At 72.3% G+C, this 17685-nt stretch carries 13 protein-coding genes; 5 read left to right on the top strand and 8 right to left on the bottom strand.

Going from position 1 to position 17685, the window contains the following annotated elements; genetic code table 11:
* Positions 1 to 87: 87 nt before the first annotated feature.
* The 5 genes from sucD to B079_RS0101515 all read right to left on the bottom strand — a co-directional run bounded on the left by sucD (position 88) and on the right by B079_RS0101515 (position 7206).
* On the bottom strand, positions 88 to 972 hold the full coding sequence (gene sucD / locus B079_RS0101535; RefSeq protein WP_018543999.1) for a succinate--CoA ligase subunit alpha: 885 nt from the start codon (positions 970 to 972) through the stop codon (positions 88 to 90).
* Between the two features lie 27 nt (positions 973 to 999).
* Positions 1000 to 2181, bottom strand: a complete 1182-nt coding sequence (gene sucC, locus B079_RS0101530) for an ADP-forming succinate--CoA ligase subunit beta (RefSeq protein WP_018543998.1) — start codon at positions 2179 to 2181, stop codon at positions 1000 to 1002.
* Positions 2182 to 2450: 269 nt separating this feature from the next.
* Positions 2451 to 3665 (bottom strand): VWA domain-containing protein, encoded by a 1215-nt coding sequence (locus B079_RS0101525; protein ID WP_018543997.1) that lies wholly within the window; start codon positions 3663 to 3665, stop codon positions 2451 to 2453.
* Positions 3662 to 6055, bottom strand: a complete 2394-nt coding sequence (locus B079_RS0101520; protein WP_018543996.1) for a DUF5682 family protein — start codon at positions 6053 to 6055, stop codon at positions 3662 to 3664. Before B079_RS0101520 ends, B079_RS0101525 begins: the two co-directional genes overlap by 4 nt.
* Positions 6052 to 7206, bottom strand: a complete 1155-nt coding sequence (locus B079_RS0101515; RefSeq protein WP_026248248.1) for an ATP-binding protein — start codon at positions 7204 to 7206, stop codon at positions 6052 to 6054. The genes B079_RS0101520 and B079_RS0101515 overlap by 4 nt, the downstream gene beginning before the upstream one ends.
* A 78-nt stretch (positions 7207 to 7284) precedes the next feature.
* Between B079_RS0101515 and B079_RS31135 the strand changes: the two genes are divergently transcribed.
* Both B079_RS31135 and B079_RS0101505 read left to right on the top strand, forming a co-directional pair.
* Entirely contained in the window at positions 7285 to 8427 is a 1143-nt protein-coding gene (locus B079_RS31135; RefSeq protein WP_420705742.1) for a hypothetical protein, read from the top strand.
* Positions 8428 to 8453: 26 nt separating this feature from the next.
* On the top strand, positions 8454 to 10070 hold the full coding sequence (locus tag B079_RS0101505; protein WP_018543993.1) for a DUF5691 domain-containing protein: 1617 nt from the start codon (positions 8454 to 8456) through the stop codon (positions 10068 to 10070).
* A gap of 9 nt (positions 10071 to 10079) precedes the next feature.
* Here the strand turns inward: B079_RS0101505 and B079_RS0101500 are convergent, their stop codons facing one another.
* Positions 10080 to 10502 carry a cobalamin B12-binding domain-containing protein gene (locus B079_RS0101500; RefSeq protein WP_018543992.1) on the bottom strand — a complete coding sequence of 141 codons (423 nt, stop codon included), beginning with the start codon at positions 10500 to 10502 and terminating at the stop codon, positions 10080 to 10082.
* A 220-nt stretch (positions 10503 to 10722) separates the two neighbouring features.
* Between B079_RS0101500 and B079_RS0101495 the strand changes: the two genes are divergently transcribed.
* Both B079_RS0101495 and B079_RS0101490 read left to right on the top strand, forming a co-directional pair.
* Complete coding sequence (locus B079_RS0101495; RefSeq protein ID WP_018543991.1) at positions 10723 to 11574, top strand: esterase/lipase family protein; 852 nt, start codon at positions 10723 to 10725, stop codon at positions 11572 to 11574.
* 351 nt (positions 11575 to 11925) lie between these two features.
* Complete coding sequence (locus tag B079_RS0101490; protein ID WP_026248247.1) at positions 11926 to 13443, top strand: M23 family metallopeptidase; 1518 nt, start codon at positions 11926 to 11928, stop codon at positions 13441 to 13443.
* 84 nt (positions 13444 to 13527) lie between these two features.
* On the opposite strand, the gene pcrA is transcribed toward B079_RS0101490, so the two are convergent.
* Positions 13528 to 16008 (bottom strand): DNA helicase PcrA, encoded by a 2481-nt coding sequence (gene pcrA, locus B079_RS0101485; protein ID WP_018543989.1) that lies wholly within the window; start codon positions 16006 to 16008, stop codon positions 13528 to 13530.
* Between the two features lie 239 nt (positions 16009 to 16247).
* On the opposite strand from pcrA, the gene B079_RS0101480 reads away from it, so the two are divergent.
* Positions 16248 to 17258: a membrane protein gene (locus B079_RS0101480; protein WP_026248246.1), complete on the top strand. Its 1011-nt coding sequence runs from the start codon at positions 16248 to 16250 to the stop codon at positions 17256 to 17258.
* Here the strand turns inward: B079_RS0101480 and B079_RS0101475 are convergent.
* Positions 17236 to 17589, bottom strand: a complete 354-nt coding sequence (locus B079_RS0101475; RefSeq protein ID WP_018543987.1) for a hypothetical protein — start codon at positions 17587 to 17589, stop codon at positions 17236 to 17238. The genes B079_RS0101480 and B079_RS0101475 overlap by 23 nt on opposite strands.
* Positions 17590 to 17685: the final 96 nt, after the last annotated feature.

Below are 17685 nucleotides of genomic sequence, written 5' to 3'. Positions count from 1 at the left end.
CGGGAACGCCGGTGGGCCCGGTCCCCCCACGAAAGGGGACCGGGCCCACCGGTGTGCCGATGAACGGGCGATCGGGTGATCGGCCGGTCAGGCGGAGAGGATCTCCCGCGCCAGCTTGGCGGTCTCGGTCGGGGTCTTGCCGACCTTGACGCCCGCGGCCTCCAGGGCCTCCTTCTTCGCCTGGGCGGTGCCGGACGAACCGGAGACGATGGCACCGGCGTGGCCCATGGTCTTGCCCTCGGGCGCGGTGAAGCCCGCGACGTAGCCGACGACCGGCTTGGTCACGTTCTCCTTGATGAACGCCGCCGCGCGCTCCTCGGCGTCGCCACCGATCTCACCGATCATCACGATCAGGTCGGTGTCGGGGTCGTCCTGGAACGTGGCCAGGGCGTCGATGTGCGTGGTGCCGATGATCGGGTCGCCACCGATACCGACGGCGGTCGAGAAGCCGATGTCCCGCAGCTCGTACATCATCTGGTACGTCAGCGTGCCGGACTTCGAGACCAGGCCGATACGGCCCGGCTTCGTGATGTCGCCCGGGATGATGCCGACGTTCGACTGGCCCGGCGTGATGATGCCGGGGCAGTTCGGGCCGATGATGCGGGTCTTGTTGCCCTTCTTGCCGGCGTACGCCCAGAACGACGCCGTGTCGTGCACGGCGATGCCCTCGGTGATCACGACGGCCAGCGGGATCTCGGCGTCGATGGCCTCGACGACCGCGTCCTTGGTGAACTTCTCCGGCACGAAGATGACCGACACGTTCGCGCCGGTCTTCTCGATGGCCTCCTTGACGGTCCCGAAGACGGGTACCTCGGTGCCTTCGAAGTCCACGGTCTGACCCGCCTTGCGCGGGTTCACGCCGCCCACGACCTCGGTGCCGTCGCCGAGCATGAGCTTGGTGTGCTTCATGCCGGTGGCACCGGTCATGCCCTGGACGATGACCTTGCTGTCCTTGTTGAGCCAGATAGCCATGGTGTGTTGTGTCCTCGTCCTGAGTGCTTACTTGGCGGCGTGGGCCAGCTCGGCGGCCTTGTCGGCCGCGCCGTCCATGGTGTCGACGCGCTGCACCAGCGGGTGGTTGGCGTCGGTGAGGATCTTGCGGCCCAGCTCGGCGTTGTTGCCGTCGAGGCGGACGACGAGCGGCTTCTCGACCTTCTCGCCGCGGTCCTCCAGGAGCTTCAGCGCCTGGACGATGCCGTTGGCGACCTCGTCGCAGGCGGTGATGCCGCCGAAGACGTTGACGAACACGGACTTGACGTCCGGGTCGCCCAGGATGATCTCCAGGCCGTTCGCCATGACCTGGGCGGAGGCGCCGCCACCGATGTCCAGGAAGTTGGCGGGCTTCACGTCGCCGTGCTGCTCACCGGCGTACGCGACGACGTCCAGGGTGCTCATGACGAGACCCGCGCCGTTGCCGATGATGCCGACCTCGCCGTCGAGCTTGACGTAGTTGAGGCCCTTGGCCTTGGCGGCGGCCTCCAGCGGGTTGGCCGCGTCCTTGTCGTGCAGCTCTTCGTACTCGGGGTGACGGAACTCGGCGTTCTCGTCGAGCGACACCTTGCCGTCGAGGGCGATGACCTCGCCGGAGGCGACCTTGGCCAGCGGGTTGACCTCGACCAGGAGGGCGTCCGACTTGACGAAGGTGTCCCACAGCTTGATCAGGACGTTGACGACCTTGTCCGCGACCTCGGCCGGGAACTTGGCGGCCTCGACGATCTCGCGGGCCTTGGCCTCGTCCACGCCGTCGATGGCGTCGATCGGCGTCTTGGCGACGGCCTCGGGGCGGGTGGCCGCCACCTCCTCGATCTCCATGCCGCCCTCGACGGAGGCGATGGAGAGGAAGGTGCGGTTCGCACGGTCGAGGAGGAAGGAGACGTAGTACTCCTCGACGATCTCCGGAGCGGTCTCGGCGATCATCACCTTGTGGACCGTGTGGCCCTTGATGTCCATGCCGAGGATGTCCGTCGCGCGGGCGACGGCCTCGTCCGGGGTGGCGGCGAGCTTGACGCCACCGGCCTTGCCACGACCACCGACCTTCACCTGCGCCTTGACGACGGACTTGCCGCCCAGACGCTCCGTGATCTCGCGCGCCGCCTCAGGCGTGTCGATGACTTCACCGGCCAGCACCGGTACATCGTGCTTGGCGAAGAGGTCCCTCGCCTGGTACTCGAACAGGTCCACGCGCTTCCGTCCCTATCAGTGATCTCGCGGTTCGTTGGATGCGTGGGCGTGCCGCGAAGGGCAACGTGACGTCCGCTTGTCACTAGGGGGGCGCACACGGTGTCCGAGCGCGCGGCATGTCCGCCTCGCAGGTTATCGCTGCTTGCCGGGGCCCTCTAAATCGCGGGTCACACCCGAGCGGTGATACCTGTCACATGATGCCGGGCGAGGTGACACGCGGTGCCGGGGCCCTGGCCGGGTGCTTGCCGGGGGTGAGGGCTCGTCGCAGGTCAGGACGGGTGAGGCAGCGGGACGGGGCGCTTCTCCAGGGCGGCTGCCATCACCTCCGGGAACCGGTCTGGGGTGCAGGCGAAGGCGGGGACGCCCAGGGCGGCCAGGGCTGCCGCGTGCTCGTGGTCGTAGGCGGGGGTGCCCTCGTCCGAGAGGGCGAGCAGGGTCACGAACTGGACACCGGACGCCTTCATCGCGGCGACCCGCTTCAGCATCTCCTCGCGTATGCCGCCCTCGTACAGATCGCTGATCAGCACCACGACCGTCTCGGCGGCCCGGGTGATCCGCGACTGGCAGTACGCCAGCGCCCGGTTGATGTCGGTGCCGCCCCCGAGCCGGGTGCCGAAGACCACGTCCACCGGGTCGTCCAGCTGGTCGGTGAGGTCCACGACCGAGGTGTCGAAGACGACCAGGCGCGTGCTGAGCGACCGCATGGAGGCGAGCACGGCGCCGAACACCGAGGCGTACACGACCGAGGCGGCCATCGACCCGGACTGGTCGACACAGAGCACGACCTCCTTCCGCACCGACCGCGCCGCCCGCCCGTATCCGACGAGCCGTTCCGGCACCACCGTGCGGTGCTCGGGCAGGTAGTGCTTGAGGTTGGCCACGATCGTGCGGTTCCAGTCGATGTCCCGGTGGCGCGGTCTGCCGGTGCGCGCGCTGCGGTCGAGCGCGCCGGTGAGCGTCGCCCGCGTCCGGGACGCCAGCCGCTGCTCCAGGTCCTCGGTCACCTTCCGTACGACCGCCCGCGCCGTTTGCCGCGTCGTCTCCGGCATGGCCTGATGCAGCGACAGGAGCGTGCCGACCAGGTGCACGTCCGGCTCCACCGCCTCCAGCATCTCCGGCTCCAGCAGCAGCGCGGCGAGCCCGAGCCGGTCGATCGCGTCGCGCTGCATGACCTGGACGACGGAAGAGGGGAAGTACGTGCGGATGTCCCCCAGCCAGCGGGCCACCGACGGCACGGAACCCCCGAGCCCCGCCGCCCGCTCCCGGCCACCGCCCGCGCTGCCCTTGCCGCCCCGGTCCTGCTTGCCGTACAGCGCGGTCAGCGCCGTGTCCATCGCCGCGTCCCGCCCCGCGAGCGCGTGCCCGGTGCCGTCGGCCTGCTCCCCGCCGAGCACCAGGCGCCAGCGGCGCAACCGCTCAGCGGCAGCGTCAGCGGCGTTGGCGTCGGCGTCGCGCTGTGCCGCGCCGGTCGCCTCTCTGGTCATGTGCCCACCCCCGTCAGTGTGGTGTCGTCCCTCGATGCGGTCCGTTCGTCCTCCAGGCCGAGCAGCAACCGCAGCACCGGCACCACGGCGTCCGCCCGCTCCCGGTCGGGTTCGGCCGCGAAACCGTGCGGTGCCACCGCGCCGGTCACGGGACCGGCGGCTCTCTCCGGCCCCCGCCGGACCAGCTCACCGAGGGTCCGGCGCACCCCGGGTTCGTACGCGGAGAAGGTGCGCCGCAGCAACGGCAGCACATCCGTGAACGCGTCGTCCGACACCGAGGTCAACCACCCGTCGACCAGCCCGAGCAGCCGCTCGTCATGCACCAGCAACAGCCCGCCCCCGCCTCCCCCGACAAACCCCTCGATCCACGCGGTCGCATCCGCGGGCACCGTCCCCGGCGACAACGCCAGCCCCATGAGCCGCGCCGCCTCCCCGTCGGCCAGCGCCCCGTCGTCGAGCAGCAGCCGGACGGCCCGGCCCCGGATCTCCCCGGGGACGGCGTCGCGCAGCGCGAGGGTCCGGAGGACGGCCCGCCAGCGGTCGCGGAGGCCGCCCCGCACCTCGGACAGCAAGGCCACCGCCCCCTGCACCCCCTCCACCTGCCCCCGCATCTCGTGCGCCGCGTCCGCGTCCAACCCCGTGCAGGCAACGGGCAGTCCGACGAAGATCCGGTCGGCCAGGCCCCCCGCCACCTCGGCGAGCGCACCGGTGGGGGTGCCGCGCACATCGCCGTACCGCAGGGACCGGACCAGGGCGGGAAGGGCCTGGGCGAGGTGGCTCACGTCGGAGTCGAGGGCGGCGCGGTCGGTCAGTACGCGCATGACCACGGGGAGGGCGTCCGGGAGCCCGGCGAGCAGGCACTGTTCGGCCAGCGCGGTGACATCGGCGAGGGAGCGGGCGGCGATCGCGTCGGCCTCCGCCTTGGCCGTCGCGGCGCCGAGCACGGTCGTGCCCCACACACCCGCCTCGGCCACCTTCACCGACAACTCCGGCTCCCAGCACAGCCGCCAGGTCTCCCGGAAGGTGCCCGTGCTCCCCCGGGACGTGGTGGGTTCGCCCCAGCCGACCCCGAGCAGCCGCAGCCGGTGCAGCAGCCGCCCGCGCGCGGCGTCGGTGTCCTTGCGCAGATCGAGTTCCAGCTCCCGCTCCGCCGCCTCCGGCTTGAGCCGCAACCGGCGCTGCTCCCGGGCGAGGTCCCGCTGCACGGGCACGGCGGGCGCCGACTCCGGTACCTCCCCGAGCACGTCCCCGACCACCAGCCGGTCGTGGACCAGGGCCAGCGGCACGTCCGAGCCGTCGCACATCACCGCGCGCACGGCGTCCATGGTCTCGCCCAGGCCGGGCAGCGGACGGCCGCGCAGCACGGCGAGGGTGTCGGCCAGCCGGACCGCCTCGATGACGTGCGCGGAGGACACCATCCGGTCCTCCTCCCGCAGCAGCCCCGCCACTTTCGTCAGCCACCGCTCGACCGGCCGGTCCGGCGCCCGGAACAGATGGGCGTACCAGCCCGGCGAGTCGATCCCCGCCCCGTAGCCGCTGAACCGGGACAGACGGCGGTGCGTCCACGGCACCCACGTCAGCTCGGCCTTGACCTTGGGCAGCCCCTTCAGCAGGGCCCGGTCGGCGCCGACGGTGACCCCGGCCCGCAGCGCGGGCACGTGCCACGCCCCGCACACCACGGCCACCGCGTCCCCGAACTCACGCCGTGCCGGCCGCAGTCGGAGCCGCATATACGCCTCCCGCACCTGGTCACGGGCGCGGCCCCCGTCCCCGTACCGCTCCCGCAGCGCCCCCATCGCCTCCTCCAGCGCGGCGAACGGCGCGAAGGGATCGCTCTCTCCCCCGCCCCGGTGCTCGACCACGTCCTCCCACCAGCGCTCGGGATCGTCGTACCCACCCGCCTCCGCGAGCGCGGCGAGCGGGTCGGGACGTGCACCCTCGGAGGACCCGGGATCGGTGCCAGGGACAACGTCGGGCTCAGGGCCGGACTCAGGACCGGGCCCGGCATCGGGCCCCGCGCCCACCTCCGCCTCCTCCCCCGCACCCGCCAGCATGTGCGCCGCCGGCAAGTCGATGAACCGGGCCGGCACACCCCGCTCCACGGCCCACCGGATCGCCACCCACTCCGGGCTGAACTCGGCCAGCGGCCAGAACGCCGAGCGGCCGGGCTCGTCCACGGCGTGGGCGAGCAGCGCGACCGGCGGTCGCAGGCCGGGGTCGGCCGCGAGCGGGATCAGCGGATCGGCCTCGGGCGGACCCTCGATCAGGACGACGGCGGGCCGGCCCGCGTCCAGCGCCGCGCGGACGGCACGTGCGGAACCGGGCCCGTGATGCCGTACCCCCAGGAGCAGCGGCCCGGACGCGAACGCCCCGCCGCGCACCGCGTTCATACGCCCACCTCGCGGCAGGCCCGGTAGAAGTCGGTCCACCCTTCGCGCTCGCGCACGACCGTCTCCAGGTACTCCTGCCAGACGACCCGGTCGGCAGCCGGGTCGCGGACGACGACGCCCAGGATGCCCGCGGCCACGTCCCCGGCGCGCAGCACGCCGTCGCCGAAGTGGGCCGACAGGGCGAGCCCGCCGGTGACGACGGAGATCGCCTCGGCCGTGGACAGGGTGCCGCTCGGCGACTTGACCCTGGTCCGGCCGTCGTCGGTGACGCCCGCGCGCAGCTCGCGGAAGACGGTGACGACGCGGCGGATCTCGTCCAGGCCGTCGGACGCGGTCGGCAGGTCCAGGGCGCGGCCGATCTGCTCGACCCGGCGCGTGACGATGTCCACCTCGGCCTCGGCGGTCTCCGGCAGCGGCAACACCACCGTGTTGAAACGGCGGCGCAGCGCGCTGGAGAGGTCGTTCACACCCCGGTCGCGGTCGTTCGCGGTGGCGATGAGGTTGAACCCCCGGACCGCCTGGACCTCCTCTCCCAACTCCGGGACGGGCAGCGTCTTCTCGGAGAGGATCGTGATCAGACTGTCCTGCACATCGGCCGGGATACGGGTCAGCTCCTCCACGCGCGCCGTCCCGCCCTCGGACATGGCGCGCATGACCGGGCTCGGCACCAGCGCCGCGCGGCTGGGGCCGTGGGCGAGCAGCCGGGCGTAGTTCCAGCCGTAGCGGATCGCCTCCTCCGGGGTGCCCGCGGTGCCCTGCACCAGCAGGGTCGAGTCACCGCTGACGGCGGCGGCCAGGTGCTCCGACACCCAGGTCTTGGCCGTGCCGGGCACGCCGAGCAGCAGCAGGGCACGATCGGTGGCGAGCGTGGTGACGGCGACCTCGACGAGGCGGCGCGGGCCTACGTACTTGGGGGTTATCACCGTGCCGTCGGGCAGCGTGCCGCCGAGCAGATAGGTGGCGACGGCCCAGGGCGACAGCTTCCAGCGGGCCGGACGCGGCCGGTCGTCATGGGCGGCCAGCGCGGCGAGTTCACCCGCGAAGGCGTGCTCCGCGTGCGGTCGCAGCACCTGGTCCGGCGTCGCTTCAGCGGTCGTTACGGCAGTCGTCTCGGCAGTCGGTTCGGCAGTCGTCCCCGTGGACACAGACATGGCTGAGGCCCCCTTCAGCCCGGCCGTTCGGCGAGCTGGATCCACCATGCAGCACGCCACTGACATCCGCTTCGGCCTGTGGATAACTCGACCGCAGGCCGATTGTCAGTGGCGGGACCTACCGTCGTTCACATGACTCAGCAGGGGGTGGAGAAGCAGACGTCCGGCGGCCCGGCCGACCCCGAAGCGGCCCGGCGCCGGGCCGAGCGCCGTGAGCGACGGGTGACGACCGGCGTCACCGAGCTGGAGCAGCGCCTCGCGGACCTGCTGCGCGGCGGCCTGGCCTCGGCCGAGCAGGCGGGGTACGCGCTGTGGGACGAGACGGCCGCCCGCATGGTCGACGCACAGGCACCCGGACTCGCCACGAAAGTAAGGGAGTTGGGTGCGATACCCGCCTCCGGACCGGGCTGGCCTGCCAGGCTGCTGGAGGAGTGCGCGCTGCTGCACCTCCTCGGCCAGGGCTGGCTGCACCGCGACCGGCTGCCGGACGCCCTCGCGGCCACGGTCCGCTCCCGGCTCGGCCTGCCCGCCTCCGCCGAGGGCCCACCGCTGCGCGACCACTGGCTGGTCCTCGCCCAGTACGACACGGCCGACCCGAAGCTGACGGTCCGCCGCATCTGGCTGCACGGCACCGGCTCCGGCCGCACCCGGCTGCTCCTCTCCTACGGCGCCGCCGGACGCGCCCCCGAGCTGTCCCTCCCGGTCGGCCACACCCTGGAGGCGGACCTGACCGTCTTCCCGGGCGCGGGACAGCTCCGCGCCGCGCTGGGCGAGCGGTACACACCGCCCGCCCCGGCCACCACCCGCCCCGAGGGCCTGACCACCGCACAGGCGGCGGCCCGCTACGGCGACGCGCTGCGCGAGGACCCCTGGCTCGACACGGTCCCGGTCACCCTGGAGGCGGTCGTACCGGTCCCGGACGAGCGGCCGGGCGCCTGGCAACTGGCCGACGCGGAAACGAAATCGGCGGAAGCGGAATCGAGGCCCGCTCCAGTCGACCCCGGAGCCGGACCACCAGGAGTCGGCCCAGGAACCGACGCCCCCGAAGCCACCTCGGCCCTCCCCCTGACCCCGACATTCCTCACCCGCCCCGCCCTCTGGCGCCTGATCGCCCTCTCCGGCGGCATCCCCCTCACCGTCTTCGGCGAGCTGGGCCACCGGGGCTTCACCCCGCTCACCGCCTGGCCCGCACACCCCGGCACCCCGGTGCCGCTGCACTGACCCGGCCCGCACGGAAGGGAACCCTCATGCACGAGACGACGGCCATCACCACACCTTCCTGGGACGATCTACTCACCACCGCCCTGCTCGGCACCGACCGCCGCCCCCTGCCCGCACCGCCCGCACCCCACGACGGGCGCGCCGCACCCCTGGCCCTGCTCGACGCCGCCGCCGTGGCGACCGTCCGACGCCGAGCCGGTCTGCGTGCCGGACCCGCCGCACCCCGCCCCGAGCCCGCCCCCGAGGACCCACGCCCCCCGCTCCCGGCCCGCGCCGCCCGCAGACTCACCGCCCTCCTCACCGACCGCTCCGCCGCGGGCACCCGCCGCGGCAGTACCCCCGACCTCACCGAACTCCTCCCCCAGTGGCTCGCGGCGGCCAACGCGTACGGCTACGCACCGCCCCCGCACCTTCTGCCCGCCCTGCTCGACGCGGCCCGGGGCAGGACCGATCTGCGCCCGGCGGCGCTGGAGTTCGCGGGCCCGAGAGCCCTGTGGCTGTCCCGTCTGAACCCGGACTGGCGGTTCGCCCGCCGCACGGCCCCCGGAGGCTCGGCGCTGCCCGACCCCGAGGACGGCGAGGCCGTACGACAGCTCTGGCAGGAGGGCCTGTTCGCCGAGCGGGTCGCCGTACTGACGGCCGTGAGGTCGCACGCACCGGCCAAGGCAAGGGAGTTGCTGGAATCCACCTGGCCCACGGAGCGCGCCGAGGACCGCCTGATGTTTCTCGACTCGCTGCGCGCGAACCTGTCGGGGGCCGACGAACCCTTCCTGGAGCGGGCGTTGGCCGACCGCAGCCGCAACGTGCGTGCCACGGCGGCCGAGTTGCTGTCCGCGCTGCCCGGCTCGGCACTCGCCGCGCGGATGGCGGAGCGCGCCCTGACCTGCGTGGCCCTCGATCACACGGGCGCGGAGCCGACCGTCGTCGTGGAGGCGCCACACGTCTGCGACGCGGGCATGGAGCGGGACGGTGTCGCGGCCCGGCCGCCCAAGGGCAGGGGTGAACGGTCCTGGTGGCTGGGCCAGTTGGTGGAGGCTGCCCCGCTCGGGGTGTGGTCCGCGCGGCTCGGTGGCCGTACGCCGGAGGAGATCGTGGCGCTGCCCGTGGCCGACGGCTGGCAGGAGGAGTTGCACGCGGCCTGGTGCCGGGCGGCTGTGCGGCAGCGGGACGCGGAGTGGGCGAGAGCGCTGCTCGGGCCGCCCGCCGCACCGGAGGCCGGTGGTCCCGGTGCCGTGTCCCTCGCGGACCGGACGAGACTGCTGACCACGCTGGCGGCGGCCGAGCGCGCGGAGTGGGCGGCCGGGTTCATCGCCCGGCACGGCCTGTCGGAGGCGTTCCAGCTGCTCGGCGCGTGTGCGGTGCCGTGGGCGCCGTCGCTCGGCCGGGCGGTGGTGGACGCGCTCGACATCGCCCGGGAGGCGGGCAGCTATCCGTGGAGCTTCAGCGGGGTGATGGGCCTGGCCGAACGCTGTCTCGACCCGGCGGAGACCACCCGTCTGGACGCCCTGCTGGCCCGCCCCGAGGAACGCGAGGACGGCCGCCCGGGCGCCGGGGGCTACTGGGCGGAGGCGTTCCAGCGGCTCGCCACCACCCTGCGGCTGCGCACGGCGATGGCGGAGGAGCTGATACCCGAAGGAGCGTGAAAGCGCTGGTCAGCCACCCGATGCCGCCGGCTGCCGCGCGTTCTCCCGCACCCAGTCCACGATGGCGCCGGTCGTCGCGCCCGGGGTGAAGATCGCCGCGACCCCCTTCTCGCGCAGCGGGGGGATGTCCTCCTCCGGGATGATGCCGCCGCCGAAGACGAGGATGTCCTCGGCGTCGCGCTCCTTGAGGAGGTCGATGACGGCGGCGAAGAGCGTGTTGTGGGCGCCCGAGAGGATGGACAGCCCGATGGCGTCGGCGTCCTCCTGGATCGCGGTGGTGACGATCTGCTCCGGCGTCTGATGGAGACCGGTGTAGATGACCTCCATACCGGCGTCGCGCAGTGCGCGCGCGATGACCTTGGCCCCGCGATCGTGGCCGTCGAGCCCCGGCTTGGCCACCACCACGCGGATCGGACCGGCTGCCACACCCATCACTGCCTCCATCGAGCCACCGGAAGCGGCCGCTTCCGTCATACCGACAAGTACCGCATCTCTGGCACGTTCCGCCACCGTCGCGAAGTGAACGAACGTTATCGCCAGGATCCCGCAACCGGCAGTTTTACGACCGGCGGGGAGGGGGAAATCACATGGTGGGACATGAGGGCGCGCGGGGGACAGAGACACCTCCCGCGCGCCGACAGGAGGTCGGCCAATGAAGGTCACCGGAGTAATTCCGCTCTTCCTCCCGATCTGCCGCCGTTTCTGGCCCGGCAGACTGGCCTCTCTGTCCATGACGCTGCTCAAGGCCACCGCGCTGGAGGCCGCGATCCTGGCGGGACACGTGCTGCTGTACCCGACCGGGCTCACCCAGGAGCGGCGTCAGGCGGCCCTGCCGCCACCGGACGGCGCCGCCCGGCTGCCCGTCCCGGCGGGCCCGCCGGTGATCCTGCTGCACGGCTTCATCGACAACCGCTCGGTGTTCGTGCTGCTGCGCCGCAGCCTCGCGCAGAACGGCCGCCAGCGCGTGGAATCGCTCAATTACTCGCCGCTGACCTGCGACATCCGCACGGCCGCCGAGCTGCTCGCCCGCCATGTGGAGGAGATCTGCGAGCGCACCGGCAGCCGTCAGATCGACATCGTGGGCCACAGCCTGGGCGGCCTGATCGCGCGCTACTACGTGCAGTGCCTCGGCGGTGACCTGCGGGTTCGCACCCTGGTCACGCTCGGCACGCCGCACGCGGGCACCCGCGCGATACCGCTGGCCAACGCCCACCCCATCGTCCGGCAGATGCGCCCGGACTCCGCGGTCATCGAGGAGCTGTCCCGCCCGGCACCCGGCTGCCGCACGCGGTTCGTGAGCTTCTGGAGCGACCTGGACTCCGTGATGGACCCGCTGGAGGCGGCCTGCGTCGAGCACCCCGACCTGGACGCCCTCAACATCCGCGTCACCGGCATCGGCCACCTGGCCCTCCCCGTCCACCCCGCCGTGGCCGCCGGAATACGGGACGCCCTGGACGCCGAGTCCGCGACGAAGCGCCAGACGGGCGGCCTCACCGTGGCCTGACGGTGGCCCGAGAGACGCCTCAGCGGTGGGCAGCCCGGCCGACGGAACACTTCGGGGCGAACACGCACCGTCACGAACCGCGTCCCCGCTCCCCGGCCCGGGAATCCGTTCCTTCGAGACCGGCGCCCGAAACAGCCGTGACACAGCCCGCGCACAGGTGACACAACGTCACTCACCATCGAACACTCTTCGAACACAAGGCCAAACTCGCGTCCGTGACCCCCGAAACACGGCCGAATGCCCGTTTCCCGCCGCCGCGAAACCGGCGGAAGATTGTGGCGCCCGTGGACCGCCGGGTACAGTCGCCGCACTGCTCTGGCAGCCCCTGTTGTCGAGGCGAAAGAGAAGTTGGTGAACGACCGTCACCCGTCGGGGACCATGACCTCCCCGGCCCCGGCTTCCGACGCCTCCACCGCGCACTACGCGCCGTACGGAGCACCGGAAGTCCCGTACGACGACCTCACCACCTACAGCGGCTACGACGCCACTGGTTTCGCGGTGGGCACGGGCCAGACCGGAGCCTTCGACGCGTACTACGGCGTGCAGACGGGCGGCGCCCAGACCGGCGGGTACGACACCACCGCCTGGCAGACCGGTTACGCCCACGACCCGTACGCCACCCAGCACCACCCCGTCGCCGACACGGGCGCCTACGACACCACCGCCTGGCAGGTCCCCGCGCAGGCCACCGGCCATGACGTCAGCGGCCAGTGGGACGCGAGCGCGTGGCTCCAGACCGACGGCGCGGCGGGCCACGACCAGACCCAGCAGTGGGACTGGAACGCGCAGACCTACGACACCGGTGCCTACGACGCCACCCAGTGGAACTCCGACGGCGGCGCGGCAGTAGGCCACCAGGAGCACCACACGGCGTACGACGCGCAGGACGCGGTGGCGTTCGAGGCACAGGACCACGCGCAGGACCACACGCCGTACGACCAGACGGCCACGTTCGAGCACCTGGACGACCCGCACTCCCCCTACGGCGACGCCGCCACGATCGAGGAGTTCGGCGAAACGGCCCTGCCGGACGAGGAGTTGGACTCGACCGGCGAGATCCCCGTCGCCTCCGCCCTCCTGGAGGACCAGGAGGAGACCGTGCCGGCGCCCCGCGCGGGCGGTCGCGCGGCGAACCGCTCCCGGCGCCGTACACCCGCCAAGCGCTCGGCCCTGCTGACGGTCGCCGTGCCCTCGGTCTGTGTGATGGGCGTGGCCGGGATCGCCGCCGCCTCGGTCGGCAACCTCACCGAGGACAGCCACGAGACGGCCGCCTCGGCCTCGGACGCGCACACGGTGGAGCCGTCCGTCGCCAACAGCAAGCTGGACAGCCAGCTCAAGACGCTCTCCGCCGGGGTCGACGACTTCACCGACCGGGCGAGCCGCACCCAGGAGCGCATCGACCTCAAGGCGCAGCAGGCGCAGGAGAAGAAAGAGGCCGCCGCCGAGGCCGCGCGCAAGGAGCGGCTGCGCCCCAAGTTCATGCTCCCGGTGGCCCAGAAGGGCCTCAGCGCCTACTTCGGCCAGGCGGGCGTGAACTGGATGTCCGTCCACACCGGCATCGACTTCCCCGTCTCCTACGGCACCACCGTGATGGCGGCCACCGACGGTGTCGTCTCCACGAAGTGGAACAGCGCCTACGGCAACATGATGATCATCACGGCCAAGGACGGCACCGAGACCTGGTACTGCCATCTGTCCAGCTACCGCGTCGCCAGCGGTACGGTCGTCAAGGCCGGGCAGCCGGTCGCCTTCTCCGGCAACTCGGGCAACTCCACCGGCCCGCACCTGCACTTCGAGGTGCGCCCGGGCGGCGGCGCGGCGATCGACCCGCTGCCGTGGCTGCGCAGCCACGGGCTCGACCCGACCTGATCGCCCCGAACTCACAGAACGAGCCCCCGCCTCGAAGGCGGGGGCTCACTCGTCCGGCGGCCTCGTCCGCGGCCTCCCGCTCGGCTACAGCTTCTCGACCGGTGCGTACCGCAGCAGCAGCCGCTTGGCGTTGCCGCCGCCGAAGTCGATCGTGGCCTGCGCCTTGTCGCCCGCACCGGCCACCGCGACGACCGTGCCGAGCCCGAACTGGTCGTGCGTGACCCGGTCCCCGACCGCGAGCGCCACCACCGGCTTCTCCGAGGCCCGCCGCGTGGCGAACCCGGACGCGCCCGCCGCCGACGAACGCGAGCGGCTGGAGGAGAGCGAGGACGCGATCGAGCCCGCCCGGGAGGACGGCGGCGCGGCCACCGCACCCGTGCGCTTCCACTCCACATGGGTGGCCGGGATCTCGTCCAGGAAGCGGGAGGGCGGGTTGTACGAGGGCTGGCCCCAGGCGCTGCGCATCGACGCGCGCGTGAGGTACAGCCGCTCGCGGGCGCGCGTGATGCCGACGTACGCCAGGCGCCGCTCCTCCTCCAGCTCCTTGGTCTGGTTGAGGGCACGCATGTGCGGGAACACGCCGTCCTCCATGCCGGTGAGGAAGACGACCGGGAACTCCAGGCCCTTGGCGGTGTGCAGGGTCATCAGCGTGATGACGCCGTCGCCGTCCTCCTCGTCGGGGATCTGGTCGGAGTCCGCGACGAGGGCGACCTTCTCCAGGAAGTCGGCCAGGGTGCCCTGGTCCTCGCTGTCCTCGCGCTCCTGCTCGAACTCCAGGGCCACGGCGGCGAGTTCCTGAAGGTTCTCGATGCGGGTCTCGTCCTGCGGGTCGGTGGACGCCTGCAACTCGGCCAGATACCCGGTGCGTTCGAGGACGGCCTCCAGGACGGTGGCCGGTCCGGCGCCGGACTCGACGATCGTGTGCAGGTCCTCCATCAGCGCGTTGAACCGCTTGACCGCGTTGGTGGAGCGCGCGGCCATGCCGTACGCCTCGTCCACGCGCTTCAGCGCCTGCGGGAAGCTGATCTTCTCGCGCTGGGAGAGGGCGTCGATCATCGCCTCGGCACGCTCGCCGATGCCGCGCTTGGGCACGTTGAGGATGCGGCGCATCGGCACCGAGTCCTCGGGGTTGGCGAGGACTCGCAGGTAGGCCAGGACGTCCCGGACCTCCTTGCGCTCGTAGAAGCGGACACCGCCGACGACCTTGTAGGGCAGGCCGACGCGGATGAAAATCTCTTCGAAAACGCGGGACTGGGCGTTGGTGCGGTAGAACACCGCCACGTCCCCGGCCTTGGCGTCACCCGCGTCGGTGAGACGGTCTATCTCCTCGGCGACGAACTGGGCCTCGTCGTGCTCGGTGTCCGCGACATAGCCGACGATGCCCGCGCCCTGGCCCGCGTTGGTCCACAGGTTCTTGGGGCGGCGGGACTCGTTGCGCTCGATGACCGCGTTGGCGGCGGAGAGGATGGTCTGCGTGGAGCGGTAGTTCTGCTCCAGCAGGATCGTCGTCGCGTTCGGGTAGTCCTCCTCGAACTGGAGGATGTTGCGGATCGTCGCGCCCCGGAAGGCGTAGATCGACTGGTCCGCGTCACCGACGACGCACAGCTCTGCGGGCGGCAGGTCGGCCTCGCTCGGCGGTACGTCCTCATCATGGTCGCCGGTGCCGACCAGCTCGCGCACCAGCGCGTACTGCGCGTGGTTGGTGTCCTGGTACTCGTCGACCATGACGTGCCGGAAGCGGCGGCGGTAGTGCTCGGCCACGTCCGGGAAGGCGCGCAGCAGGTTGACCGTGGTCATGATCAGGTCGTCGAAGTCGAGCGCGTTGGCCTCGCGCAGCCGCGACTGGTAGAGCGCGTACGCCTGGGCGAGGGTCTTCTCGAAACCGTCGGTCGCCTGGGCGGCGAAGTCCTCCTCGTCGATCAGCTCGTTCTTGAGGTTGCTGATCTTGGCGCTGAAGGACTTGGGCGGGTAGCGCTTGGGGTCGAGGTCCAGGTCGCGGCAGACCAGGGCCATCAGCCGCTTGCTGTCGGCCGCGTCGTAGATCGAGAACGACGAGGTGAAGCCGAGCTTCTTCGACTCGCGGCGCAGGATGCGGACGCAGGCGCTGTGGAAGGTCATGACCCACATCGCGTTCGCACGCGGGCCGACGAGCTGCTCGACGCGCTCCTTCATCTCGCCCGCGGCCTTGTTGGTGAAGGTGATCGCGAGGATCTGGCCCGGGTGCACATGACGCTCGGCCAGGAGATGGGCGATGCGGTGGGTGAGCACGCGCGTCTTGCCGGACCCGGCGCCCGCGACGATGAGCAGCGGGGAGCCCGCGTGCACGACCGCGGCACGCTGGTTCTCGTTCAGCCCGTCCAGGAGGGCCGCCGCGTCGATCGCGGGGCGCGGGGCGCCGTCGCGGTAGTGCGCGTCACGGTCCGGCGGCAGGTCGAACTTCCCGCCGAACAGATCGTCCGGAATCGGCTCCGGAGCGTGCTCGTCCTCGGGCGGTGGGGGCTGTTCCTCGTGGCCGTGCGGGGCCTGGAGGTCCGCCAGGAAGCTGTCGTCAAAGAGGCTGCTCATCGCTCTACGAGTCTAGGGCGCCCCACCGACAACCGGTCGCCACCCGGGGAACCCGTTCGGAATTCCGGGGAGTTGATCTCGGTGGAGCGGCGTATGGCCTGGTGAGGGCGGCCGGGGGTGACGCGGCCCACGTCGTCGGCGGGCGCACCCGGAGGGCCGGGCGGGGTGCGCGCGTCCTTTCGAGCCCCCCGTGCGCGTGCCCCGCGGTCCGGGGCGGCGCGGCTCCCTAGCATCGGCACATGTCCGGCATCTCAGGTCTGCGCGCGTGGTGGTGGGAACGTCCTCCGGCGGCGGGTACCGCCGTGATGGCGACCGCCGTCGTCTCGATCGGCCTGCACCTGGCCGGAGCCGGGACGGTGTCGCTGATCTTCCTGGCCCTGGCCTGCACCGGCTGGCTCGCGCTGGCCGCCGACTTCGCCCTGCGGCTGGCCCGGCAGCGGGAGCGGTGGCTGACCGAGGCCCGCACCCCGGGCGCGCTGACCGCCGTGGCGGCGACGGCCGTGCTCGGCACCCGCTTCGCTCTCCTCGGCTGGGCCGTCCTGGCCGAGGCCCTGCTGGCCCTGGCCGCGCTGTGCTGGCCGGTGCTGCTCTACGTCGTCACACGGCACTGGGGGCATCGCATGCCCGGAGCGGTGTTCCTGTGTTGTGTGGCCACACAGGCGCTCGCGGTACTGGCGGCCACGCTCGCCGGAACCGAGGCGGTGGCATGGCTCGCCCACACCGCGCTGGTGCTGTTCGGTGGGGGCCTGCTGCTCTACGGCCTCGCCCTGCCGCGCTTCGATCCGGGCGAGCTGACACGGGGCTCCGGCGACCACTGGATCGCGGGCGGCGCGCTGTCCATCTCGGCGCTGGCCGGGGCCCGGCTGCTCGCCGCCGACGGCCCGCGGCTGTACCTGTGGAACGAGGACGACAGCGGCGTCCTGCGCGATGTGACGGTCGCCCTGCTCGTGCTCGACCTGGCCTGGTACGCCGTCCTGCTGGTGGCGGAGCTGACGCGCCCGCGTCCGCGCTACGGCCTCGGACGCTGGGCGACGGTCTTCTCGATGGGGATGTCGGGGGCGACGACGCTGGCGGTCGCGGCTGCCGTGGGCATCGGCTGGCTGCGGGTGCCGGGGCAGGTGCTGGTGTGGGTGTCGTTCGCGGTGTGGCTCGGGGCCGCCGCGGGCGCGGTGCGCGCGGCGCGGTCCGGAGCCCGGGGCCGGGGCGGCGGTCCCGAGGCGTCCGGGGTCACGTCCACAGCACGGCGATGAAGATGTTCGCCGTGGTCAGCGCGCCGACCAGCGCGAAGGAGCCCTTGTCGGCCTTCTCCTCGTCGCGCTTCACGTAGACCAGGCCGAGGATCACGATCAGCAGGGCCAGCTTGATGCCGATCTTGATGGAGTTGACGTGGTGGCCCTGTGCCTCGTTGAGGCCGACCAGGACCACGCCGGTGACCAGCATGGTGAACGCGCCGTGCAGCATGCCGGGGACGAAGCGGGCGGTGCCCCGGCCCATCGCCTTCATCTGGGTGAGGAAACCGCCGAGCAGCGCGGCGATGCCGATGATGTGCAGGCCGACGAAGAGATGGATGAGTACGTCCATGCTCCGGAGCCTAGCGGGGGTGCGCCGTACCACCTCTCCCGCCCCACGTGTCCGGAATACCCCCATCGGTCACCGGGCTGCGCGAAGGCGACGCTT

The sequence above is a fragment of the Streptomyces sp. LaPpAH-108 genome (assembly GCF_000373625.1).
Lineage (GTDB): Bacteria > Actinomycetota > Actinomycetes > Streptomycetales > Streptomycetaceae > Streptomyces.
Note: the sequence above shows the minus strand (reverse complement) of the source record. Positions and strands in the feature narration are given on the sequence as shown.